This window comes from Kitasatospora sp. NPDC047058, assembly GCF_040643935.1.
In the GTDB taxonomy this organism is placed as follows: Bacteria; Actinomycetota; Actinomycetes; order Streptomycetales; family Streptomycetaceae; genus Kitasatospora.
Genome location: NZ_JBEYVJ010000103.1, coordinates 1 through 23,491, shown reverse-complemented (window position 1 = coordinate 23,491; position 23,491 = coordinate 1). Strand labels below are relative to the sequence as shown.

Here is a 23,491-nt window from a genome sequence, read left to right as displayed (position 1 = left end):
ACACCCCCACCCCCCCCCACCCCCCATGCTTCCCATCGTGACTGCTGTACAGCCGTGTGCTCTTCCGAACTGCCGGCCACCGGGCCGCAGCGGACACCGCTGCGGCCCGGTCCGTCGTCGGCCCGGCGCCCGCCGGCCGCAGCGAACCGCCCCACCCAGCAGAGAGGGAACCCGTGGCCGACCAGCCCCCCAACGCCGCCGCCGCGCCGCCGGTCCGGCTGCGCCGCGAACTCGCCGCCCAGCCCGTCCGGCTGGCCGCCGGCCTGCTGCTCGCCGTGGTGGCCACCGCCGCCGGACTCGCCCTCCCGCTGCTGGTCCAGAAGATCGTCGGAGACTTCTCCGCCCACCGCTCGCTCACCCCCGGCCTGCTGATGATGGGCGCGGCCGCCGTCGGCGGGGCGCTCGCCCAGGCCCTCTCCGGCTTCCAGCTCGCCCGGATCGGCGAGCGGATGACCTACCGCCTGCGGATCGGCATCATGGCGCACGCGCTGCGGCTGCCGCTGCCCGTGGTGCGGGCCAGCGGAACCGGCGACCTCGCCGCCCGGGTCACCTCCGACGCGCAACTGCTGCGCCAGGTGGTCGAGGTGGCGACCCAGCTCCCGCTGGCCGCGCTCAGCGTCGCCGCCACTCTCGCCGTGATGCTCTGGATCGACTGGGTGCTCACCGCCGTCACCGTCGCCGCGCTCGCCGTCCTGACCGTCCTGGTGCTGCTGATCATGCGCCGGATGCGGTCCAACGTCACCGGGCAGCAGGACGCGGTCGGGCGGATCGCCCAGCGGTTCACGGCCAACCTGGAAGCCCTCACCACCATCAAGGCGTACCGGGCCGAACCGGTGGCGGACCGCGTCCTGGCCGAGGACGCCGAGCGACTGCGCGCGGTCTCGCTGACCGGGGCCCGGCTCGGTGCCCTCGTCCCGGCCGTGCTGACCCTCGGCAACCAGTTCGCGATGATCGCGGTGATCCTCACCGGCGGCGCCCGCCTGGCCGCCGGCGACCTCGGGGTGGCCGCGTTCGCCGCGTTCCTGCTCTACCTGCTGCAGACCGTCCCGTCCGTGAACACGCTGGCGACCGGCTTCGGACGGCTCCAGGCCGGGCTGGCCGCCCGGGACCGCTGCAACGAACTGCTCGCGATGCCCCTGGAGGCCGACCCGGACGACGCCGCCCGGACTGCCCCCACCCCGTCGCCGGACGCCCCGGCCGTCGTCTTCCGCACCGTCTCCTACACCCACGCCGGATCGGCGGACGCCGCCCTCCGCTCGGTCTCCTTCACCGTCCCGCGCACCGGGCTGACGGCCGTCGTGGGCCCCTCGGGCGCGGGGAAGAGCACCGCCCTCTCGCTCATCGGCCGCTTCGTCCGGCCCTCCGCCGGGACGGTCAGCGTCCTCGGCCACGATGCCCGCAGCTGGCCGCTGGACGCGTTGCGCGCCCGGATGGCCTACGTGGACCAGGCGTTCACCCTGCTGGAGGCCACCGCCCGGGAGAACCTCCAGCTCGGGCGGGCCGGCGAGGCCGGGGACGCGGAACTGGCCGGGGCGCTGGCCGCCGTCGGCCTGACCGAGGACGTCGCCCGGCTCCCGCAGGGCCTCGACACCGTGCTGGGCCGCGAGTCGGACCTCTCCGGCGGCCAGCGCCAGCGGATGGCACTGGCCCGGGCGCTGCTCACCGACGCCGACATCGTCCTGCTCGACGAGCCGACCAGCCAGCTGGACGGCCTCAACGAGCTGCGGTTCCGCGAGATCGTGGAACTGCTGGCCCGGCACCGGGCCGTGGTCGTGGTCGCCCACCGGCTCACCACGGTCCAGCGCGCCGACCACGTGATCATGATGAACCACGGCACCGTGGTCGACGCCGCCGACCATCCCACGCTGCTGACCCGCTGCCTCCCGTACCGCGAACTGGTGGCCAGCCAGGCCGGCCCTTCGCTGCTCGGCCGTTAGGGCCCGTCCGGCAGGATCCGCCGGATGGATCCTAGGGGCGGCCGGCCCCCTGGCCGGGCACGGCGATCTGCTCGGTGCGGTTCGCCCCGATCACCTCGATCCCCCTGGTCCCGAGGATGCCGTCCAGCGGCAGGGAGGCGGTGTACGGGGCGGTGGCGGGGAGTCCGATCCCGGACAGCGAGCCGACCACCTCGATGCCCCAGTAGTCCGGCCGCTCGACGTAGACCCGCGGCGACAGGCGGACCGTCATGTTCAGGTAGGGCATCGTCCCGCTGACGACGAGGATGAAGGTGGCCGGCACGATCCCCGGCACGACCTTCGCCTCGTCGAAGTCGATGATGCGCACGGACTCCGGCGCCGGCAGATCCGTGTAGTTCTCGACCATGGCCAGTCCTTTCGTCGCTGTGACGTCGGCCGTCACCTCACCGACGCAGACTAGTTGGCGATCGCCTACGAACCATGGCTCCAACACGCCGTCAGGACTCCCCGGCCCGAACTGCCCGGTGGACTCGGAGCGGGCCGGACCGGACCGGCGCACCGCTCAGCGCCCCTCCGCCGGCCCGGGGGAACCCAGCAGGTGGGCGAGCCCGTCGGCCAGGCCGCCGCGCCAACAGGCGTAGTCGTGCCCGCCGTTGAACTCGCGGTACTCCAGGGCGTAGCCGCGGGCGGTCAGCACGTCCCGCAGGTGCCGGTTCTGCGGGAGCAGCATCCACTCCTGCAGCCCGACCTCGACGTAGAACCGCGCCTCGCGGCGCTGCTCCGCCGCGAACTGCCGGGTCAGCCACTCGCTGCCCTCGTCGAACTCCGTCCCGTCCGGCCACCAGAACGAGCCGGACTGCGACAGCGCGTTGCCGAACCGGTCAGGCCGCCGGAAGGCCGCGAAGGCGGCGGTCAGGCCGCCCGCGCTCTGGCCGGCGATCACGGTGCGGTCCGGCGCGAGCACCGTGCCGTGCCCGTCGGCCGCCCACGGGAGCAGCCGGTCGGCGAGGAAGTCCACGAAGGCCGGGTTGCAGCTCAGGTCGTCCGGACGGCCCGGTCCCATGGTGTGGACGAGCAGGGCGACGACGGGCGGGATCACGCCGTCCGCCGCGAGGTTGTCGAGGGTGTCGCCGGCGGAGAGCGCCTCGCCCCACATCTCGCCGTCGAGCAGGACGACCACCGGGTGCGGCCCGGCACCGGCCCCGGCCGGCAGGCGGACGTCCACCCGGCGCCCGTCCACCTCGGCGGCCACCGTCCGCCCGCGCGGCACGCCGTCCCGCCGCTGCGCGTAGGGCTGGGCGGGTGCCTGGGGCAGGGCGAGGACGGAGGACGGGCGGCGGCCGTCGTGGGCGGGCAGCTGCGGGCCGTGGGCGAACGGGTCCGGGCGGGCGCCGTCCAGGACCCGGAGCCAGTCGGTGCGCGCCGTGCCGGGGACGGTCCCGCGGACGGGGTACAGCTGGTACGACGCCCGGTGGTCGGCGCGCAGCCGGTAGGTGCGCGACCAGCCGCCCGGGCGGCGCTCCATCAGGTGGGGGGTGAGGTCGCCGGCGTGCCGGTCCTTGTCGGTGACGGTGTGGACGAGGGCGAGTACGCCGTCGCAGGGGTCGGCCGGGTCGTCGTCGCGGTGGACGAAGGTGACCAGCCGGTACGCCGGGTCGTCGGGGTCGGGCTCGACCAGCGGCGCGCCATCGGCGGCCACGCGCGCCCAGAACTCGTCGTCGGAAAGGCCGGGTTCACTCTGCATATCGGTAACTCCTCTGATTCTAGGCGGGGTTGCCCTTGCGGCCGAGCAACACCCAGAGCAGGAACGGGCCGCCGAGGACGGTGGTGACGATGCCGACCGGGATCTCCACGCCGTCGATCAGCACCCGGCCGAGCGTGTCGGCGAGGACCACCAGGACCGCGCCGACCAGGGCCGAGCCGAGCACCGGTACCCGGGCGGGCCCGGCGAGCCGGCCGGCGATCACGGGTGCCGCCAGTGCGACGAAGCCGACCGGTCCGCAGACGCCGACGGCGAGCCCGGCGAGGGCTACGGCCAGCAGCAGGCAGGCGAGCCGGACCCGGGCCGGGTCGACGCCGAGCGAGGAGGCCACGTTGTCGTCGAAGCGCAGCACGGCGAGGCGGCGGGCGACGACGAGGGCGAGGGGCACCAGCACCGCCAGCCCGGTCAGCACCGGCGTGGCCACCGCGTAGTCACGCCCGTTGAGGCTGCCGGAGGTCCAGACGTACAGCGAGCCCGCCGAGTTGAGCGAGCGGCGGGCCATCGCCACCTGGATCACCGCGGAGGCGAGCGCCGACATGGCGAGGCCGACGACCAGGACCCGGTAGCCGCGGGCGCCGAGCCCGCCGGCGACCAGGGTGACCACCAGGACGGCCGCGAGCGCGCCGAGCGGTCCGGCCCACCAGGCGCCGAAGGTGCCGGAGGCGGTGACGGAGAACAGCACGGCGGCGGTCGCGCCGTCGTTGACGCCGAGCAGCTCGGGGGTGGCGAGGCGGTTGCGGGCCAGGGTCTGGGTGAGGCATCCGGCGAGGCCGAGCGCGGCGCCGGCGCCCAGACCGGCGACGATCCGGCCGAGCCGGAACTTCTGCACCAACAGCACGTCGAGGCGGTCGCCGTAGCCGAAGACGGCCTGGAAGGTGTGGCCGAGGTCGAGTTCGCTCTGCCCGGCGTGCGCGGAGACCACGACCGCGGCGAGCAGGGCGGCGGCCAGGCCGGCGGCGGCCAGCGCGGACCGGCGGGGGAGGAGGACGGAGAGCGCGCCGCGCCGCAGCACCAGGTCGGGCTTGGCGGCCCTGCCCTCGGTGCGGGCGGGCGGGGACTCGGCGGGCGCGGTGTCGGTCAGGCCGAGCGCGGCCGTCTTCCGGGAGCGGACGATGGCGATCAGTGTGGGGGCGCCGGCCAGGGCGACGATCACCGAGACCGGTGCCTCGAACGGCCGGGCCACCACCCGCGCGAGGACGTCCGCGCCGGTCAGGACCGCCGCGCCGACCAGCCCGGCGAGCAGGGTGAGCCGCCCGACCCGGGGGCCGGCCGCGGCGCGGGCGAGGAAGCCGGCGAGCAGGCCGAGGAAGGAGACGGGTCCGGCCAGCGCGACGGCGGACGCGGTGAGCAGGGTGACGGCCGTGGCGACCGCGGCCCGAGTGGCGCCGGGGCGGTGGCCGAGGCCGCGGGCGAGGTCGTCGCCGAGGGCGAGCGCGGCGAGCGGGCGGGTGGTGAACGCGGCCACCAGGAACCCGGCGCCGAGGACGGGCGCGAGCTGGCGCAGCGTCGTCCAGCCCTCGACGCCGGCCAGCGAACCGAGCACCCAGACCCGGTACCGGTCGTACGCCTCGGGCGAGTTGACGATCAGGACGCCGGTGAGTCCGCCGAAGGTGGCGCCGACGGCCGAGCCGCCGAGCACCAGCCGCATCGGCGAGCCGCCGCCCCGGCTGCCGGCGATCAGCAGGACGAGGGTGCTGGCCAGGACGGCGCCGCCGAAGGCGGAGGCCAGGTAGCCGTACGAGGTCTGCGCGCCGAGCAGGGCGATGCCGGCCACGACGCCGAGCGAGGCGCCCGCGTTGACGCCGAGCAGGCCGGTCTCGGCGAGCGGATTGCGGGTGACGGACTGGAGTTGGGCCCCCGCCACGCCGAGGGCGGCGCCGACCAGCAGCGCGGTGAGCGTGCGGGGGAGCCGCAGGTCGCCGACGACCAGGGCGAGCCGGCTGTCGCTGCGGGCGCCGCCGCGGTCGAGCAGGTAGTCGAGGACCCGGCCGGGGCCGACCTCGCCGGCGCCGACCGAGAGCGAGAGCGCCGTCAGGGCGAGCAGGGCCGCGACGATGCCGACGAGGGTGAGCCAGCTGGTGCGGCGGGCCCGGCCGGGCGGCGGAGCTGCGGCGTCGGGTCCGGTGCGGGCCTGCTCGGCGGCACCCACTTGCGACAATGTCATAAGGTAAGGCTAACCTAATGGTCAGTGCGGTCCGATGGCCGGCCGGGCCTGTGGCGGATCGCCAGGATCCGGCCGCGCCTGCGCTGCCCGCGCCGCTCGCGTGCACCGTCCCGCTTGCACCACTCGTCTGCACCACCCGTCTGCACCACCGCTGAACACCGTTGCCCGGAGGCACACATGTCGACCGACCAGAGCCCGCTCCACCTCGCCCGCCGCCGGGCGGTCCAGGCGCTGGCCGCCACCGGGGCGGCCGCGCTCCTGCTCGCCGGCTGCGGGTCCTCCGGTTCCTCCGACAAGGGCTCCTCCGGCAAGGGGGCGGCCTCCGCCTCCGGCAGCCCGGCCGCCGACGCGGCGGGCGGCAGCGGCGGCAAGCGGACCGTCAAGGACGCCACCGGCAAGGCCGTCGAGATCCCCGCCGAGCCCAAGCGGATCGTCACCCTCACCCAGGAGGACCTGGACGCGGTGCTCGCCCTCGGCGTCAAGCCGGTCGGCATCACCAACGGCCAGGGCCTCAACGAGCCGCCCGCCTACCTCAAGGACAAGGTCCAGGGCATCCCGGTGGTCGGCAACCTGCTCCAGCCCGTCATGGACAAGGTGATCGCCGCCAAGCCGGACCTGATCCTGGCCGGGGACATGCAGGACGAGCAGATGCTCAAGCAGCTGCGCGAGATCACCCCGGCGACGCTGGTCACGATGGCCCCGACCGACGACTGGAAGCTCTCCTTCCGCGGCATCGGAAACGCCGTCAACAAGCTGGAGCAGGCCAACAAGGTCATCACCGACTACGACGCCAAGGCCGCCAAGGCCGGCGGCGAGCTGGGCGCGAACAAGGGCGCCGCCGTCTCCATCGTCCGCTGGAACCCGACCGGGCCGAGCTGGATGGAGAGGAAGCAGTTCGCCAGCGGCGTCGCCCTGGACATGGGACTGACCCGCCCGAAGGCCCAGGACAAGGACGGCAACGCGCACACCCCGGCGCTCAGCCTCGAGAAGATCAACGAGATCGACGGCGACTGGCTGTTCCTGTCGACCCTGACCGACGACGGCAAGGCCGCACTGAAGGACGTCCAGTCCAAGCCCGCCTACCAGGAGCTGGGTGCGGTGAAGAACAACCACACCGTCACCGTGGACGGCTCGGTCTGGTCGACCCGCGGCGGCCCGCTCGCCGCCGACGCGGTCATCGGCGACATCGGCAAGGCGCTCGGCGCGAAGTAGCAGGAGCGGCGGGCGGGTGACGGGTGGCGGCTGACAGATGACAACTGATGAAATCTGTCTGTTGTCATCTGTTACCTGTTATCTGTCACCCGTCATCTGTTCGCCGGTCATCTGTTCGCCGGTCACCGGCCACCTGCTCGTCGGAGGAAACGCTCATGGAGTTGACGGTCGAAGGACTCACCGCCGGCTACGGCCCCGGGCGCCCGGTGCTGACCGGCGTCGACCTCACGCTGCCCGCCGGACAGGTGGTGGCGATCGTCGGCCCGAACGGCTGCGGCAAGTCCACCCTGCTGCGCTCGGTCGCCCGGCTCCACCGCCCGGACGCCGGGCGGGTGTTGGTCGGCGGCGAGGACATCTGGCGGCTGCGTCCGCGGCAGGCCGCGCACCGGGTCGCGCTGCTCCCGCAGAGCCCGCAGGCACCCGAGGCGGTCACCGTCGCCGGGTTGGTCCGCTACGGGCGCCACCCGCACCAGGGCCTGTTCCGCCAGTGGTCGGCGGACGACGAGCGGCTCACCGCCGAGGCGCTGCGGGCGACCGGCGTCGACGCCTTCGCCGACCGCCGGCTCGACCGGCTCTCCGGCGGCCAGCGCCAACGCTGCTGGCTCGCCATGGTGTTGGCGCAGGACGCGCCGGTCGTCCTGCTGGACGAGCCGACCAGTGCGCTCGACCTGGGTCACGCGGTCGAGGTGCTGGAGCTGGTCCGCGAGGTGGCGGCGGGCGGGCGCACCGTCGTCATGGTGCTGCACGACCTCGCCGCGGCGGCCCGGTACGCGGACCTCGTGGTCGCGCTGCGCGACGGCGCGGTGGTCGCCTGTGGGCCGCCGCGCGAGGTGGTGGACGCGTCGTTGGTCCGGGCGCTGTACGACATCGACAGCGACGTGCTCGCCGCCCCCGGCGACGGCGCGCCGGTGATCGTCCCCCGGGCCGGGACCCGGGCGGTCCCGGCGGCGGGCTGAACGCGCACCGGCCGCCCTGCCGCACCGGCCGCCCCGGCCGGTGGCTCCGTCCGGGGCCGCGGCGGCGGGTTGCGGTCCGCGCGGTGGGCGGATGTGGTCTGCTGGGTGGCGCCGCATCCGCACCCGTCGCGCTCCGGGAGGCCCACCGGTGCTCCGCCGTTCCGCAGTCCTGCTGTCCGCCCTGCTGCTCGGGTCCGCCGCGGGCTGCTCCGCCGCCGCCCCCTCCGGGGCCGGGACCCCCTCGGCCGTCCGGACCTTCGCACCCTCGCCGCTCCCCGCCACCCCTACCCTCGCGTCCCCCGCCTCGCCCGCCGAACCCCCGTCGGTGGTGGTGCAGGGGACGGTCGCCTCCGGGCTGGAGGCGCCCTGGGGGCTGGTGGTGCTGCCCGAGGGCGACCTCCTGGTCTCCGAGCGGGACAGCGGGCGGATCCTCCGCGTCGCGGCGAAGGACGGCGCCAAGACCGAAGCCGGCACCGTCCCCGGCGTGGTCGCCGGCGGCGAAGGCGGCCTGCTCGGCCTCGCGCTGTCGCCCGGATACGCCACCGACCACCTGGTCTACGCCTACTTCAGCACCGCCGACGACAACCGCATCGTCCGCTTCCCGTACGACCCCACGCGGCCTGCGGGCCGGCAACTCGGCGACGTCACCGTCCTGTTGAGCGGCATCCCGCGCGGACCCCGGCACAACGGCGGCCGGATCGCGTTCGGACCGGAGGGCCTGCTCTACGCGGGCACCGGCGACAGCAGCAAGGGCACGCTCGCCCAGGACAAGGGCTCGCTCGCCGGGAAGATCCTCCGCCTCACCCCCGACGGCACCCCCGCGCCCGGCAACCCGTTCCCCGGCTCACCCGTCTACTCGTACGGCCACCGTAACGTGCAGGGGCTCACCTGGGATCCCCAAGGGGGCCTCTGGGCCTCCGAGTTCGGCGAGAACAACTGGGACGAGCTGAACCTGATCCGGCCCGGTGACAACTACGGCTGGCCGGAGGCCGAGGGCGTCGCCAACCGCCCCGGGTTCACCGACCCGGTCGTCGAGTGGCCGCCCTCCGAGGCCTCCCCGAGCGGCATCGCCTACGCCGACGGCGCCGTCTGGGTGGCCTCGCTGCGCGGCACCCGGCTCTGGCGCGTCCCGCTCGCCGGCAACCGTCCCGCCGCGGACCCGCAGGCGTTCCTCGACCGCACCTACGGCCGCCTGCGCACCGTCGTCGCCGACCGCGACGGCACCCTGCTGCTGGTCACCAACAACACCGACGGCCGCGGCGACCCCGGGCCGGACGACGACCGCATCCTGCGCCTGGCCATTTCCTCGTAGGACGCCGGACGCCGGACGTAGGGCGCCGGACGCCGGCCGGTCCGGCGTCAGGTGCGGCCGGCGGACGACCAGCCCTGCCGGTGCAGCCGCTCGACACCGTCCAGCAGCAGGTCGAGCGCGAACTCGAACTCGAACTGGTCGTCGCAGCCCCGGCCCACCACGGTGTCCTCGTCATGGGCCCCGCCGGCGGCGATCTCGGCGATGTGGGGGTACCGGAGGGCCAGGTCGGCGAGCGCCGCCGCCTGCACCTGTGCGTCGGTGTCCGGTGCGGCGGGCAGCAGCTCCTGCGTGAAGCCCCACAGCCTGCTGCCCAGGGCGTGCATCGCGTGGTGGGTGAGGTCCGCGGAGAGGCCGCCGGAGCGGAACGTGCCGATGAGCGCGTCGAGGTAGCCGAGGGCCCCGGGGGTGGGGGCGGTGCGGGACTCGATGACGCGCGCGGCCCAGAGGTGGCGCAGCAGCGCCCGCCGGGCCGCGAGGATGCGCCGGCGGACCGCGCCCTTCCAGTCCGCCTGCTCCACCGCGGGGGCGGTCCCCCCATCTTCCGCAGTCCCGCCGACCACGTCGGTCTCGTCCATCTCCGCGATGACGATGTCGACCATCCCGGCGAGGAGTTCGTCCTTGTTCGCGACGTGCTTGTAGAGCGCCATCGGCACGACGCCCAGCTCCTGGGCGAGGCTGCGCATGCTCAGCGCCTCGATGCCCGACCGGTCGGCGTGCGCGACGGCGGCGCGCAGGACGCGCTCCCGGTTGAGCGCGGTCCGGCGCGTGGTGCCGTCCGTCTGCTGGGTCATCTCCCGGCCGCCTCTCCTTGACAGGTGTACGCGGTACACCCTAGCGTCACCGGCGAAGGTGTACGCCGTACACCTCGGGGGCGTGACGCGGGCCGGGGTCGGCGGGCGACGCCCGTGCCGCTGAAGGCGAAGGAGTTCCTGTGGTCCCCTCGAGAAGGCTCGCGACCGCGGCGGGCGTCTGTTTCCTGGTCACTCATGTCGCCTCGATCGGCGGGCTGGTGCTCTACCGCCCGGTGCTGAGCGACCCCGACTTCGTCCTCGGCCCCGGCCCGGACGGCCGGGTGCTCCTCGGGGCGCTCTTCGAGGTGGTCCTCGCGCTGGCCGTCGTCGGCACGGCGATCGCCCTGTACCCCGTCGTCCGGCGGTACGGCGAGGGCGCCGCGATCGGCTACCTCGGCCTGCGCACCCTGGAGGCGGCCGTCATCAGCGTGGGTGTCGTCAGCCTCCTCGCGGTCGTGACGCTGCACCGGAGCGGTGCGGCCGGCGCGGGGGCAGCCGGTGAAGGGGCGGCCGGAACGGACGCGGCGACCCTCCGCACGGTCGGACGGGCCCTCGTCGCGGTCCACGACTGGACCTTCCTGCTCGGGCCCGACTTCGTCCTGGGTGCCAACACCGTGCTGGTGGCCCACCTGCTGTACCGGTCGCGGCTGGTGCCCCGGTCCATCGCCGTCCTCGGCCTGGTCGGCGGCCCGCTGATCTTCGCCTCGGCCGTCGCCGTGCTGTTCGGCTGCTACGGGCAGCTGTCGGGCTGGGGGTCGCTGGCGGCGGTCCCGGTGTTCGCCTGGGAGCTGGCGGTGGCCTTCCGGATGATCCTCCGGGGGTTCCGGCCGCCGGCACCGGCGGCCGCGGCCCTGCCCGTGGAGGCGCTCCCGGCCTGAACCGTGTCCGACGAAGCCTTGGCCGCCGCGACGCCGGGTGGGCCGTCCGCAGACCCGTTCGACGGCGCACCACCGCCGCCGCGGGGGCCGGCGAGCGACCGTCAGGGGCCGTTCCGGTCCCCGGCGGTCGCGTTGTCAGTGTGTCCCGTTACGTTCCTCCCATCACTGACCAGCTGGGAGGAGAGCGGCGTGGCGTGGGTGGATGCGGGAACGGGCGGCTACCAGGTCGCGCTCGACGCGGAGGGCAAGGTGGCGTGCCGCAACGCGGCGGGCCGCGCGTTGAAGACCGTGCCGTCGAAGTTGAACGACGATCCGGTGGTGACCGGGCTGCGGCAGCTCACCGAGTGGCTGGCCGCGCACCGGCGGCGGTGCCTGGAGGACGTCGAGCGCTGGATGGTCCGCTCGCTGCCGGTGCCCGCCGCCGTGATCACCGCCGTCTGGGCCGACGAGGCCTGGCAGGAGGTGCTGCGTGATCTGGTGGTGACCGGGGCGGACGGTTCGGTCGCCGGGTTCCTGCGCGGTGCCGACGCCGAGCGCGGGCTCGGCCTGGTCGACCTCGACGGGGACACCGTGCGCCTCACCGACGGCGAGATCCGGATACCCCACCCCGTCCTCCTGGACGACCTCGACGACCTGCGCGAGTTCGCCGTCGAACTCGGCGTCACGCAGCAGGTCCAGCAGCTGTACCGGGAGGTCTGGTACCGCCCGGACGACGCCGAAGCCGCCACCCCGGTCGGCACCGAGGTCACCACGTACGCCGGCGGCCGCTACAAGGAGCTGCGCGAGCTGCTCGGCCGCTGCAGCCGGCTCGGCTACCGGGTGCGCGGCGGGCACGCCGTGCTGCCCGCCGTCGAGGGCGGGGCCGCGCTGGAGGCCCGGGTCTGGGTGGGCGACTACTACGAGTACGACGCCTGCGAGACCGGCGCGCTCAGCTGGACCGGCCCGGACGGCAAGGTGCTGCCGCTCGCGCAGGTCGGGCCGGTCGCCTGGTCCGAGGGCATGCGGATGGCCGCCGCACTCCACGCCGGCCGCACGATCGACGGGGAGGAAGCCGCATGAGCACCCACACCATCACCACCGACAGCATCACCACCGGCGTCAAGGCCGCCGGCACCACGGCCACCGGCGCCACCGCCGGCACCGGTCTGAACGAGCGTCTGCTCGACGCCGGAGCGGTCCTCCCGGCCGGCACGCTGCCCGCCGCCGGACAGCCCGACAGCCCCGCCGACGTGCTCACCGCCCGCAGCTACGCCCACCCCGTGCTGGACGGGCGCCGCATCGTCCGGCTGGTGCCCGGCGCGCTCGGCCCCGCCGAGGACCTCGCCGTCGAGTTCCTCGGCCTGACGCCCGACGCGGAGCCGGCCGAGGTCGGCCAGGTCCGCCAGGAGGCGCTGGGCTTCCCGGCCTGGGCGCTGGTCCACGACCCGGCCAACGGGCACCACGCGCTCGCCCTGGTCAAGGAGATGGAGCGGCTCGCCCGGCAGGCCAAGTCCAAGCCCGGGCACGCCAAGGACGGCTTCGAGGAGCTCGCCGTGCGCCTCGGCCGCGCCGTGCCGCACTTCCTGCCGACCTACTGCGAGGAGGTCGGCCGGATCTTCCTCGAACAGGGCAACCAGACCTACGCCGCCACCTACTTCGGCAAGGCGCGCGAGGCCGAGCGCACCCACAACCTCACCGTGGACGAGGAGCGGCTGCGCGCCGTCTTCCTGGAGTTCGCGCTGGCCGGCGCCCTCACCGTCAAGTCGCTCCGCCAGTACGTCAAGGAGCTGAGCGGCCGGCTCGACCCGCTCACCGCCTGGCAGCGCTTCCGCCAGCTCTGCACCGAGCGTTCGGCGGCCGGGATGGCCCCCTATGCCGGGGTGGCCGAGGACGCCCGCGCGCTGATCCGGGCCGCCGGCCTGGACCGCACCGAGCACGAGCGGGCGCTGCTCGCCGAGCTGCTCGCCTCACCGGCCGTCAACCGGGCGCCCGGCGCGTTCTGGAAGTCCTGGCACGGCGCCGTCGTCGACCTCGGCCGCAGCGACGCGGCCGTCCGCGCCCGGCTGCTGGAGATCCTGCCCGACCCGGCCGGCGTGAGCGACCAGAACGCCCAGGACGCCTCCTGGCTCGCCGTCCTCGCCGAGAGCGGCGCCGAGCAGCTGCTCACCGGCCCGGCCGCCGCCGACGCGCAGGCCGCCGAGACGCCCGCCGGCGACGCGCCCGCCGTCAAGACGCCCGCCGCCGAGACGCCCGCCGCCTGGCTGGAGCGCTGGCTCGGCCACCTCGGCCGGGGCTGGCGCAGCCACGGCATCAGCACCGAGACCGTCGCCCTCGTCACGCGGATGGCCGGCCGGCTCCGCGCCGACGGCGTCCCGGTGGACGTCTTCACCGGCCGCCGCAACAGCACCACCCGGATCGAGGTGCTCGACCTGCTGCTCGCCGAGGGCGTCCCGGTCGCCGACCCGGCCGACGGCCTCACCCTCGGCCTGACCGACTGGGTGCGCGACGCACTCCCGGACAGCCGCCCGCTCGCCGCGCTCGCCGCCGACCCCCGGTTCCGGCCCGCGCTGCGCGCCGCCGTCCCGGGCGTCTGGGACGCCGCCGTGGCCAAGCAGGTGCCCGCCCTGCCGGTGCTGCGCGAACTGTTCGTCGAGTGGTCCGACGAGCGCGCCGACGAACTCCTCGCCGCCCGCGGCCTGGCGAGCGCCACCGACCTGCTGCGCGTGCTGCGGACCAGCCGCCCCGCCATCGTCGCCGAGAACCCGGCCGCCGCCGAGCGGATCGCCGGCCTCGACGTCACCGGGCTGCTCGCCCGCACCCTGCGCAACGGCATCTTCGACGAACTCGGCTGGCCCGCCCTGGAGGAGGCGCTCGCCCGGCTCGGCGTCGAGCCCGGGGAGGCACCCGGCGGTCCGGCCGGCCGCACCCTCCCGGACAACCTGTTCACCGAGGAGGCCTGGCCGCACCTCGTCCTCGCCCGCGGGTCGCAGGTCCTTGTGGTCGGCCCGCAGGGCATCGTGCTCGAACACACCCTGCGCATCCCCGACAAGCTGGAGAGCTGGCAGCGGCCCCGGCTGCGCTACGTCGACGGCGAGCTGCTGGTCGCCTGGTACCGGGAGGGCAAGCAGCACGCCTACTGGTCCGGCCGCCCCGCCGAGACGTTCGAGCTCGGCGGCGAGACCATCGTCCGCTACTACGGCGGCAGCGACGAGCCCGGTGCCCCCTCCCTGCCGCTGCCCGGCGGCGGGCGGACCACCGGCGAGCGCCCGCTGCACGCCGGCGACACCCGGGCGCCCGCCGAGCACGCGGTGATCGGCGACGGCACCGGCCACTGGACGGTCCGCTGGGGCCAGGACGGCGACCACCTGGTCGAGCTGGACCCGGCCACCGGCACGCTCGGCCGCTCCGCCGAGCCGCCCCGGCTCTCCGCCGGCGCGGCCGCCGGCCGGCTCGACGTGCGGCGGACCCGGCTGCTGCCGATGCAGCCGGGGCTGGAGGACACCCCGCTCGGCACCGACGGCGTCGTGCTCGGCAGCTGGGTCCGGGTGGACGGCGGCCGGGTCACCACCGGCACCGCCGACGGCACCACCCTCGTGCTGCCCGGCAGCGGCGGCCACGCCCGGTGCTTCCCGGTCGGCCGGCTCACCCTGCCCGGCGGCGCCCACCCGCTGGTCGTGGAGGAACGCGGCGGCGGCCTCACCCTCGCCCTGCCGGTCGACACCGCAGCCGCAGCGGCTCCCGCAGCCGGAGCCGACCGCACCGACCCCGAGCGGGGCGCCGACACCACCGCCGGCCTGCGCGTCTGCCGCCCCGGCGGCCTGGACGCGGCCGGCACCGCCTACGTCCCGCCGCTCGCCCACTGGCACGCCCTGCGACCGCGCGACGAGGAGGGCTCGCGCACCCTGCGCGCCGTCACCGACGAGCAGGCCGCCCGGCTGATCGACGCCGCCTGGCCGGTCGACACCGAGCCGGCCGCCGTCGGCGAGCAGCGCTGGCTCACCGTCCAGGGGCGCCGCCGCCTGCTGGCCAACGGCAAGAAGTCCCGCAGCCGGGTGCCGGTCGCGGCGGTCGGCGAGGCCATGCCCGGCCTCGGCCACCCGCTGCTGCGGGCCGGCGTCGCCGGGCTCGCCCGGGCCGCCACCGACCTGCTCGACCGGGTCGCCCGGTTCGTCCCGCAGCCCGAGGCCGGCCGGTCGAAGAACGGCGCAACCCCGGCCGACGGCTACCGGCCCGCGCACGGCCGCGACCACGAACTGCGCGCGGCCGCCGGCGTCCTGCTCCCCGGGGCCGACGGCTTCGGCCGGACCTGGGAGAGCGGCGAGCACTGGCGGGTCCTCAACAACCTGCGTACCGTCACCGCCGTCCTCGCCGACCCGCCGGCCGTGCCCGCGGACGCCGACGGCTGGGCCACCCCGCTCAAGGTCGAGCTCAGCGGCAGTGGCGACGACCACCACGGCTGGCTCCACCTGCTCGGCCGGCTCGGCACCCTCGCCTACGCCGCGGCGGCCCCGCTCACCGGCAGCGCCGAACGGGCCGGCCTGGTGCTGCTGCTGGACGAGCTGACGAAGGGCCCGCTCGCCGACCGCGGCGCCACCCTGCGCGAGGTCACCCTCACCGAGCCGCTCAACGACGCGACCCACAAGCACAAGCACCCCAAGCGCACCGGCCAGGTACTGCGGCACGGCGACCGGACGGTGATCGTCCTCGGCTGTCGCCACCACCGCGACGACCGGGTGCACTGGCTCGCCGTCGACCACGACCCGAGCGGCGCGTTCGGCCCCGTGGCGCACTTCGGCACGGCCGCGGAACGCACCACCGAGGACCGGATCGGCGCGGACTGGGCGGCCCGCTTCGGGCAGCAGCTCGCCCTGCACGGCGCCCCCGCCCGGGACGCCGCCCACGCCGCCGCCTTCGCCGCCCGCACCGGCATCGGCACCACCCGGGCCACCCTGCTGCTCAGCCCCGCCAACACCCTCTTCCAGTGGTGGGGAGCCGTGCTCCCCGCCGACCGCCTCAAGGAGTACGGCCTCAAGTCCACCGAGGCCAAGGCCGCCCGCGACTGGCTGCGCGACCGGGAGCACACCGCCCTCGCCGAGGTCTGGTCCGCTTTGCTGCCCGCCGAGCCGGAGGACCTCTGGACCACCGGGCCCGACACCGAGGCCGGGGCAGCCCGCTGGACCGAGCGGTTCGGCACCCTCGTCACCCTGCCGGAGGAGGCCCAGGCCACCGTCACCGGCGTCGCCGTCAGCCAGATCGAGGCGGTCCTCAACCCCGCCCGCACGGCCTGGCTCAGCCGCACCACCGGCTACCGGCTGCGCGCCGACCAGCACGGCGGCCCGCTCCGCCTGCACGCCGAGGACCCCGCCGCCCTGCCCGGCAACAACGACCTCGGCGGAGCCGTCGACGCGCTCCGCTGGCTCGCCTACCACCTGCCCGCCGACAGCCCGCTGCGCCCGCTCCTGCCGCAGGCCGCCACCGCCCTGCGCACCCGCCTCGGCGACCCCGGGCTGCTGCTCGACTACAACCTCAACCGCACCGTCAAGGACCAGAAGCTCACACCCGTCCTGCGCACCCGCTACGGCCTGCCCGCCGAGGGCGGCGCCGACGCCGACGGCCTGGTCCGCTGCGGCGAGGCCCTGGTCCTCGCCCCCGGCCACGGGGGCGAGGAGGAGGCCTGGCTGCGCCCGGCCGGGCTCACCGGCGCCGACGACCCGCTGCTGGAGCTGCTCGACGGGCTCTCCGACAGCTATTGGTTCGGCAGCCAGCGGCCCGCCCTGGAGGCGGTCCTGAGCGGCGGGCTGGACCGGCTGGTGGCACCGCCCGCGCACACCGCGGACGCTGTACCGGCCCCGGCCGCCTGGGCGCAGAACCCGCAGCGCAGCGTGCCCGGCCTGGTCGCAGAGGTGGCCGCTGCGCACGGCCTCGGCGAGGACGCCGCCGCGCTCTACCTCCAGCTGCTCGCCCTGCCCGACCCGACCGACCGCAACGTCGCCCGCTGGACGGGCTGGAAGCCCGCCCGGCTGAAGCGCGCCCGCGCCGAACTCGCCGCCACCGCCCTGGTGCTGGAGGCCAAGCGGGCCCGCGCCGGCCGCAGTCTCTTCCTGCCCGGCGGCTGGCAGGAGGCCAAGGCCCCCGGCCTGCCCGCCGAGACCTGGAAGGCCGGCCTGTACGAACTGCCCACCCACCGGGCCGTCCTGCCGCACCTGTCCGTCCCGGAGCTGTTCGCCCGGGCCTGGCAGCGGATCGGCGACGGGGACACCCCCGGCTACGAAGAGCTTCAGACCGGCAAGCGCAGGAAGGCCCGCCGATGAGCACCACCGTCAACAACCCCGCCGCCACCGACCAGGCCGTCGACAACCCCGCCGCCACCGACCAGGCCGTCGACAACCCCGCCGCCACCGACCAGGCCGTCGACAACCCCGCCGCCACCGACCCCGGCGCCCAGGCCCCCGCCGTGCGGCAGACCGTCCCGCCGGAGGAGAAGTACGCCGCCGAACTGGAGTTCCTGGCCGCGCACGACTCCGGCCCCCGCCCGCCCGGCTGGCGGCTCACCCCGCGCGCCGTCGTCACCTTCGTGATGGGCAGCGACGGCGAGAAGCTCAAGGCCGGGCGCAGGAGCCTGGCCGTCGAGCAGAAGTTCGTCGGCGAGCGGGCGCTCGTCGAGCGGTGCGTCGTCACCCTCGCCGGCGAGCGCGGCCTGCTGCTCGTCGGCGAGCCCGGCACCGCCAAGTCGATGCTGTCCGAGCTGCTCGCCGCCGCCGTCTGCGGCACCAGCGCGCTCACCGTCCAGGGCACCGCCGGCACCACCGAGGACCAGCTCAAGTACGGGTGGAACTACGCCCTGCTGCTGGCCAAGGGCCCCAGCCGGGAGGCCCTGGTGCCCTCGCCGGTGCTCACCGCGATGACCACCGGCGCGGTCGCCCGGGTCGAGGAGGTCACCCGCTGCCTGCCCGAGGTCCAGGACGCCCTGGTCTCGCTGCTCTCCGAACGGCGCGTCGCCGTCCCCGAGCTGGCCGGCAGCCCGGACGGACAGCTGCACGCCGCCGCCGGCTTCACCCTCATCGCCACCGCCAACCTGCGGGACAAGGGGGTCAGCGAGATGTCCGCCGCACTCAAGCGGCGGTTCAACTTCGAGACGGTCGGCCCGATCGGCAGCCTGGCCGCCGAGGTCGAGCTGGTCCGCCGTCAGTCCACCGCCGCCGTCGCCCGGGCCGGCGCCCCGTACGCGGTGGACGACGCCGTGCTCGAGGCGCTCGTCACCGCCTTCCGCGACCTGCGCACCGGCCGCTCCACCGAGGGCTGGGACGTCGAACGCCCGTCCACCGTGATGAGCACCGCGGAGGCCGTCTCGGTGGCCACCGCCCTCGGCGTCTCGGCCGCCTACCTGCCCGACGGCGGCGACCTGCTCGGCAGGCTCCCCGGCCAGCTGATCGGCGTCGTCCGCAAGGACGACCCGGCCGACGCCGCCCGCCTGCTCGGCTACTGGGACGGCCCGGTCCGCCGCCGCGCCGAACAGGGCGCCGGCACCTGGCGCACCCTGTGGGACCTGCGCTCGGCACTGGAGGCGTGAGGCGATGACGACGAGCAGCGCGGCCATGCGCCGCGGAGCACAGCCGGCCGGACCCGCCGACCCGGGCGGGGCGGCGGCGGACGTGGGCACCGACCCGCGCGGGGCGGTGCAGGCGGAGGCGGACCGGCTGGCCGCCGCGGGCGCCGGCGCGCCCGGGCCGTTCCTGATCGGGGTGCGGCACCACGCGCCCTCGCTCAGCGCGGTCGTGCCCGCGCTGCTCGACGCCGCCCGGCCCGAGGTGGTGCTGGTCGAACTGCCCGCCGAGTTCCAGCCCTGGCTGGGCTGGCTGGCCGACGAATCCACCCGGGCACCCGTCGCCCTCGCCGCCGCCCCCGCCGGGGGCCGCGACGGGAACACCGACGGCGCCTCCGGGCCCGCCTTCTACCCCTTCGCAGACTTCTCCCCGGAGCTGGCGGCGCTGCGCTGGGCCCACCGCAACGGCGTCGAGGCGGTCGCCTGCGACCTGCCGCTCGCCCACCGCGGGCCCTCCCGGCGCCCGGCCGGCGAACCGGCGGCCGACGACCGCCCCGGCGTCACCGACGCGCTGCGCCACCGGCTCACCGGGCGCGCCACCGACGACGACCTCTGGGACCGCCTGGTCGAGACCACCGCCCCGGGCTCCACCCCCGAGGCCGTCCGGCGCGCCGCGCTGCTGGTCGGCTGGGCCATGCGCCGCGACGCCGCCGACGGCACCGGTGTCGACCCCTACGACCTGCGGCGCGAGGCCTGGATGCGGGACCGGATCCGGGCCGCCTCGGCCGGGGGCCGGCGGGTCGCCGCCGTGGTCGGCGCCTTCCACGCACCCGCCCTGCTCGACCCGCCGTCCGGGCCGCCCGGCGCGGACGCCGCGCCGGCCGCGGAGGCGGTGCCCGCTGCGGAGGCGGAGCCGGACGGCGGCCACGTCGTCTCGCTGATCCCCTACACCTACCCCCTGCTCGACGCCCGCTCCGGCTACCCGGCCGGCATCCGCGACCCCGAGTGGCAGCACACCGTCCTGGAGGCCGGCGGCGACCCGCAGCGCCTCGCGGACGCGCTCACCCACACCGCCGTCCGCATCTGCGAGGCCCTGCGCACGCAGGACCACCCCTCCGGCCCCGCCGACGCCCGCGAGATCGTCCGGCTGGCCGGCGACCTCGCCCGGCTGCGCGGCCTCGCCGCCCCCGGGCGCGGCGAACTCGTCGAGGCCGTCCAGACCGTCCTCGCCCAGGGCGAACCGCTCGGCCGCGGCCGGGCCGTCGCCCGCGCCCTGGAACGCGTCCTGGTCGGCACCCGCACCGGCCGCGCCGCCCACGCCGCCCCGCGCAGCGGCCTCGCCCCCGCGGTCGAGGCGCACCTCGCCGAACTCGGCCTCCCCGGCCCCGGCGACACCGCGGGGACCCCGCGCGACCTGCGGCTGGACCCGCTGCGCTCACCGCTCGACCGCCGTCGCGACCTGCTCCTCCACCGCCTCACCGCCTGCGACGTCCCGTACGCGGAACCGGTCGCCGCCACCGGCGCCGGCGGCACCGAAACGCTCGGCACCCGCTGGCGCGTCCAGTGGACGCCGGCCACCGCCGCCATGCTCACCGTCGCCGGCACCCGCGGCGTCACCCCGGCCCAGGCCGCCGAAGGCGCCCTCCGGGAACGCCTGCGCCGCGAGCAGCAGGCCGACGGCCCGACCGCCCGCGACATCCTCACCGGCCTCACCCAGGCCGCGGCCTGCGGCCTCCCCGCCCTCGCCGACACCCGCCTCGCCCAGCTCACCACCGTCCTGCCCCGATCGGCCACCCTTCCCGAACTCCTCGACGCCCTCGCCCTGCTGGACCGCCTCCGGGCCGGCCACATCCCCGGCCTCGCCCCGGCCGACGACGGCACTCCGACGACCGGCGACGGCGCCCCGACGGCCGGCGAGGCCCCGAGCGACGACGCCCCGACCGGCGCCGACGCCCGGTCCGGGGTGCTCGCGGACGCCGCGGAGCTGCTGACCGTCGCCGCGGTACGCCAGTTGGAGGGGCTGGGCGGGTCGGACGACCCGGCCGACGCCCGGGCACTGGTGGAGCTGGCCCGCCGGGCCGACCGCTCGGGCGGGCTGCGGCTCGGCCATGCGCTGGCCGAACTCGCCGACGGGGGGAGCCCGCTGGTCCGGGGCGCGGCGGGTGCGGTGCGGGTGCTGCTCGGGCAGGACGACCCGGCGGCGTTCGGCGGCCGGGCGGCCTCCTGGGTCGACGGCGCCACCGGACCGGACGGCAGGCACACGCTCGGGCGCTCGCTGGCCGGCCTGCTCACCGCCGCCGAGGGCCTCCTCGCCTCCGCACCCGAGGTGCTGGAACCGCTTCTGGAACGGGTCACCACCCTGCCCGACACGGCGTTCCTGGACCGGCTGCCCGCACTGCGCGGCGGCTTCGACACGCTCAGCCCGGCGGCCCGCGACCGGCTCCTGACCCTGGTCGAGGAACGCCTGGGCACCCGTCTGGACGCCCTCCCGGACACGGTCGCGCCCGCCCTCCTCGCCGCCTGGACCCGCGCGGACCTGACGGCCCGGGCCGCCCTGGCCCACCGCAACCTGCTCCCGGCGGTCTCCGCCGCGGGCACCGCGACTGCCCTGGCGCCCGCCCCCGCTGGCCTGGCGGCCGCCCGCACGCCGGCCGCAACCGCGCTCCCCGCCACCCCCGCCACCACCCCGGACGCCCGCCTTCTCGCCCCCGCCGAGCGGTGGCGGCTGCTGCTGGGCCGCCCGGGCCCGGACGGCTTCCGGGGCCGGGCCGGCCGGGTGGCGGCCGCACTGGACGAGCTGTACGGCACCGGCCGTGGCGAGGGGGCCGGGCCGGGCGTGGACGGGCGGGGCAGCCGGGAGGCGCCCTATCCGGGGGTGCGCGAGTGGGGCGAGGAACTGGCCGCACTCTTCGGGCCGGGCATCCGGGAGGAGGTGCTGGCCGCGGCCGCCGCGCAGGGGCGGACGGACGCGTGGGAGGCGATCGACCCCGGCGCCGTCCGGCCGTCGGTCGAGCTGCTGCGGTCCGTGCTGGAGCACGCCGGCGGACTGCCCGAGGCGCGGATCGCCGGGTTGCGGCCGCTGGTACGGCGGTTGGTGGACGAGCTGACCCGCGAGCTGGCGACCAGGCTGCGTCCGGCACTGACCGGGATCAGCGTGCCGAGGCCCAGCCGCCGCCCCGGGGGCGGGCTGGACCTCGACCGGACGATCCGGGCGAACCTCGCCACCGCCCGCCCGGCGGCGGACGGCAGCGGCGGCACGGTGATCGTCCCCGAGCGGCCGGTGTTCCGCACCAGGGCCCGCAAGGCGGCGGACTGGCGGCTGATCCTGGTCGTGGACGTCTCCGGGTCGATGGAGTCGTCCACCGTCTGGGCGGCGCTGACCGCCTCGATCCTGGCCGGGGTGCCGTCCCTGAGCACCCACTTCGTCGCCTTCTCCACCGAGGTCCTCGACCTGACCGAGCGCGTGGAGGACCCGCTGGGCCTGCTGCTGGAGGTCCGGGTGGGCGGCGGGACGCACATCGCCGCCGGGCTGAAGTACGCGCGTGAGCTGGTGACCGTGCCCTCGCGGACGCTGGTCGCCGTGATCAGCGACTTCGAGGAGGGCGGCCCGGTCGGCGGGCTGCTCACGCAGACCCGGGCACTGGTCGACGCGGGCTGCCAGCTGATCGGCTGCGCCGCGCTGGACGACACCGGGACGGCCCGGTATTCGAAGGCGGTCGCGAGCCAACTGGTCGCGGCCGGGATGCCCGTAGCGGCGCTGAGCCCGCTCGAACTGGCCCGCTGGGTGGGGGAGAAGGTCACGTGACGAGTCCGACGGTGAACGCGAGCGCCGAGTGGCCGGCGGTACGGCCGGAGGTGGTCGCCGAGGTGGTGGCCGGCCTGTCGGCCCGCCTGCAGAAGCGGCTCGACGGCGCGGCCGCCAAACTGGCCGCGCGGCCGGTGGAGCGGTCCGGCGACGACTGGCGGATCGCCGTCGACGAGGAGGCCGCGCTGCTCCTGCACGCGCCCGGCGGGGTGATCGCCGATCAGGCCGACGTCCGCTGCGGCTGTCTGCTGGCACCCGCCTGCGTGCACCGGGCGGCGGCGGTCACGGTCTGCCGCCTCGCCGACGACGAGCCCGGGCCCGACAGCGCGCCCGCGTCCTCGCCCGAGTCGGCCCCGGCCCCGGTCCCGGAGACGGCGGCGCCGGCGGCGCCGCTCGTCCCGGCCGAGGCCGCCGCCGCGCGGCACCTGCACCGGGCGGCCGCCGCCGTCCTCGCGGCGGGGGTCGGCGGTGCGGGGGCCGTCCTGCAGGCGGAGCTGCTCCGGGCCGGACACCGCGCCCGGCTGGCGGGCCTGTACCGGCCGGCCGCGGCGGCGGTGACCTTGGTGACGCGGGTCCGCGCGGCCCGCGCCGGCGAGCCGGACCACCGGCTGGCCGACCTGGTCACGGCCCAGCGCGAGCTGCTCGAACTCACCACGGCCCTCACCACGGCCCTCACCACGGCCCTCACCACCGCCGCCACGGTTCCCGCCGCCGCCACGCCTTCCGCCGCCACGGCCCTCGCCGACCTGCGCGGCACCGCCCGCCAGGCGTACGCGGAGGCGGGCGGGCTGCGGCTGTACGGGCTGTTCGCCGAGCCGGTGCTGACGGCCACCCACGCGGGCGTCCTCAGCTGGGCGGTGGACGCGACCGGGCGGTTGAGCACCGTCTCCGAGGTCCTGCCGCACCCCGATGCGACGGCGGCGGCCCCGCAGGCGGTCGGCGCCGGGAACCGGGCGGTCCGGCTGGGGGACACGCTGCTCAGCCACCGCGAGTTCACCAGGGCCGGGCTGGCCGTGCAGGGGGCGACCAGGTCGGCGAGCGGGCGGCTCGGCGCGGGGGCCGCGGTGAAGGCGGTCCGGGCGACGCCGTCCTGGTGGTCGGGCACCCCTACATCGACGTCTGGCAGGCCGTGAAGCCCGCCAGCGTCGGCATCCCCGCCTGGCCCGTCGTCCC

General features: G+C 76.5%; 15 protein-coding genes. 11 read left to right on the top strand and 4 right to left on the bottom strand.

Translation table 11 applies throughout. From position 1 onward, the window contains the following. Positions 1 to 173: 173 nt before the first annotated feature. On the top strand, positions 174 to 1,937 hold the full coding sequence (locus tag ABZ885_RS17905) for an ABC transporter ATP-binding protein (RefSeq protein ID WP_360188914.1): 1,764 nt from the start codon (positions 174 to 176) through the stop codon (positions 1,935 to 1,937). Between the two features lie 31 nt (positions 1,938 to 1,968). Here ABZ885_RS17905 and ABZ885_RS17900 read toward each other — a convergent pair whose 3' ends face one another. The 3 genes from ABZ885_RS17900 to fhuB form a co-directional block, all read right to left on the bottom strand. Beyond that, the gene (locus ABZ885_RS17900) at positions 1,969 to 2,322 is read right to left on the bottom strand and encodes a hypothetical protein (protein ID WP_360188911.1); all 354 of its coding nucleotides are present in this window, start codon (positions 2,320 to 2,322) and stop codon (positions 1,969 to 1,971) included. 156 nt (positions 2,323 to 2,478) lie between these two features. Next, positions 2,479 to 3,660, bottom strand: a complete 1,182-nt coding sequence (gene fes, locus ABZ885_RS17895; protein WP_360188908.1) for an enterochelin esterase — start codon at positions 3,658 to 3,660, stop codon at positions 2,479 to 2,481. Between the two features lie 19 nt (positions 3,661 to 3,679). Beyond that, positions 3,680 to 5,842 (bottom strand): Fe(3+)-hydroxamate ABC transporter permease FhuB, encoded by a 2,163-nt coding sequence (gene fhuB, locus ABZ885_RS17890; RefSeq protein WP_360188905.1) that lies wholly within the window; start codon positions 5,840 to 5,842, stop codon positions 3,680 to 3,682. A gap of 177 nt (positions 5,843 to 6,019) precedes the next feature. Between fhuB and ABZ885_RS17885 the strand changes: the two genes are divergently transcribed. The 3 genes from ABZ885_RS17885 (at position 6,020) to ABZ885_RS17875 (ending at position 9,322) form a co-directional block, all read left to right on the top strand. Next, the gene (locus ABZ885_RS17885) at positions 6,020 to 7,054 is read left to right on the top strand and encodes an iron-siderophore ABC transporter substrate-binding protein (protein WP_360188902.1); all 1,035 of its coding nucleotides are present in this window, start codon (positions 6,020 to 6,022) and stop codon (positions 7,052 to 7,054) included. Positions 7,055 to 7,209: 155 nt separating this feature from the next. Further along, positions 7,210 to 8,010: an ABC transporter ATP-binding protein gene (locus ABZ885_RS17880; RefSeq protein WP_360188899.1), complete on the top strand. Its 801-nt coding sequence runs from the start codon at positions 7,210 to 7,212 to the stop codon at positions 8,008 to 8,010. A gap of 148 nt (positions 8,011 to 8,158) precedes the next feature. Continuing rightward, positions 8,159 to 9,322 carry a PQQ-dependent sugar dehydrogenase gene (locus ABZ885_RS17875; protein ID WP_360188896.1) on the top strand — a complete coding sequence of 388 codons (1,164 nt, stop codon included), beginning with the start codon at positions 8,159 to 8,161 and terminating at the stop codon, positions 9,320 to 9,322. A gap of 47 nt (positions 9,323 to 9,369) precedes the next feature. On the opposite strand, the gene ABZ885_RS17870 is transcribed toward ABZ885_RS17875, so the two are convergent. Beyond that, complete coding sequence (locus tag ABZ885_RS17870) at positions 9,370 to 10,113, bottom strand: TetR/AcrR family transcriptional regulator (RefSeq protein WP_360188893.1); 744 nt, start codon at positions 10,111 to 10,113, stop codon at positions 9,370 to 9,372. A 140-nt stretch (positions 10,114 to 10,253) separates the two neighbouring features. On the opposite strand from ABZ885_RS17870, the gene ABZ885_RS17865 reads away from it, so the two are divergent. The 7 genes from ABZ885_RS17865 to ABZ885_RS17835 all read left to right on the top strand — a co-directional run. Further along, a complete protein-coding gene (locus ABZ885_RS17865) occupies positions 10,254 to 10,991 on the top strand; it encodes a DUF4386 domain-containing protein (protein WP_360188890.1) in 738 nt (245 codons plus the stop codon). A gap of 189 nt (positions 10,992 to 11,180) precedes the next feature. Further along, complete coding sequence (locus ABZ885_RS17860; protein ID WP_360188887.1) at positions 11,181 to 12,050, top strand: DUF4132 domain-containing protein; 870 nt, start codon at positions 11,181 to 11,183, stop codon at positions 12,048 to 12,050. Beyond that, on the top strand, positions 12,047 to 17,281 hold the full coding sequence (locus tag ABZ885_RS17855; protein ID WP_360188884.1) for a hypothetical protein: 5,235 nt from the start codon (positions 12,047 to 12,049) through the stop codon (positions 17,279 to 17,281). The genes ABZ885_RS17860 and ABZ885_RS17855 overlap by 4 nt, the downstream gene beginning before the upstream one ends. Further along, complete coding sequence (locus tag ABZ885_RS17850) at positions 17,278 to 18,540, top strand: AAA family ATPase (protein ID WP_360188881.1); 1,263 nt, start codon at positions 17,278 to 17,280, stop codon at positions 18,538 to 18,540. The genes ABZ885_RS17855 and ABZ885_RS17850 overlap by 4 nt, the downstream gene beginning before the upstream one ends. A 4-nt stretch (positions 18,541 to 18,544) precedes the next feature. Continuing rightward, a complete protein-coding gene (locus tag ABZ885_RS17845; RefSeq protein ID WP_360188879.1) occupies positions 18,545 to 22,318 on the top strand; it encodes a DUF5682 family protein in 3,774 nt (1,257 codons plus the stop codon). Then, positions 22,315 to 23,451, top strand: a complete 1,137-nt coding sequence (locus ABZ885_RS17840; RefSeq protein WP_360188876.1) for a hypothetical protein — start codon at positions 22,315 to 22,317, stop codon at positions 23,449 to 23,451. The genes ABZ885_RS17845 and ABZ885_RS17840 overlap by 4 nt, the downstream gene beginning before the upstream one ends. Beyond that, the coding region (locus ABZ885_RS17835) for a DUF3097 family protein (RefSeq protein ID WP_360188917.1) at positions 23,430 to 23,491 on the top strand (62 nt) is incomplete at its 3' end. The genes ABZ885_RS17840 and ABZ885_RS17835, both read left to right, overlap by 22 nt.

What these genes read in the sequence shown, in the direction of transcription:
- ABZ885_RS17900 (WP_360188911.1), bottom strand. Translation starts at nt 2,322, where the DNA reads ATGGTCGAGAACTACACGGATCTGCCGGCGCCGGAGTCCGTGCGCATC.
- fes (WP_360188908.1), bottom strand. Translation starts at nt 3,660, where the DNA reads ATGCAGAGTGAACCCGGCCTTTCCGACGACGAGTTCTGGGCGCGCGTG.
- fhuB (WP_360188905.1), bottom strand. Translation starts at nt 5,842, where the DNA reads ATGACATTGTCGCAAGTGGGTGCCGCCGAGCAGGCCCGCACCGGACCC.
- ABZ885_RS17885 (WP_360188902.1), top strand. Translation starts at nt 6,020, where the DNA reads ATGTCGACCGACCAGAGCCCGCTCCACCTCGCCCGCCGCCGGGCGGTC.
- ABZ885_RS17880 (WP_360188899.1), top strand. Translation starts at nt 7,210, where the DNA reads ATGGAGTTGACGGTCGAAGGACTCACCGCCGGCTACGGCCCCGGGCGC.
- ABZ885_RS17870 (WP_360188893.1), bottom strand. Translation starts at nt 10,113, where the DNA reads ATGACCCAGCAGACGGACGGCACCACGCGCCGGACCGCGCTCAACCGG.
- ABZ885_RS17855 (WP_360188884.1), top strand. Translation starts at nt 12,047, where the DNA reads ATGAGCACCCACACCATCACCACCGACAGCATCACCACCGGCGTCAAG.
- ABZ885_RS17850 (WP_360188881.1), top strand. Translation starts at nt 17,278, where the DNA reads ATGAGCACCACCGTCAACAACCCCGCCGCCACCGACCAGGCCGTCGAC.
- ABZ885_RS17845 (WP_360188879.1), top strand. Translation starts at nt 18,545, where the DNA reads ATGACGACGAGCAGCGCGGCCATGCGCCGCGGAGCACAGCCGGCCGGA.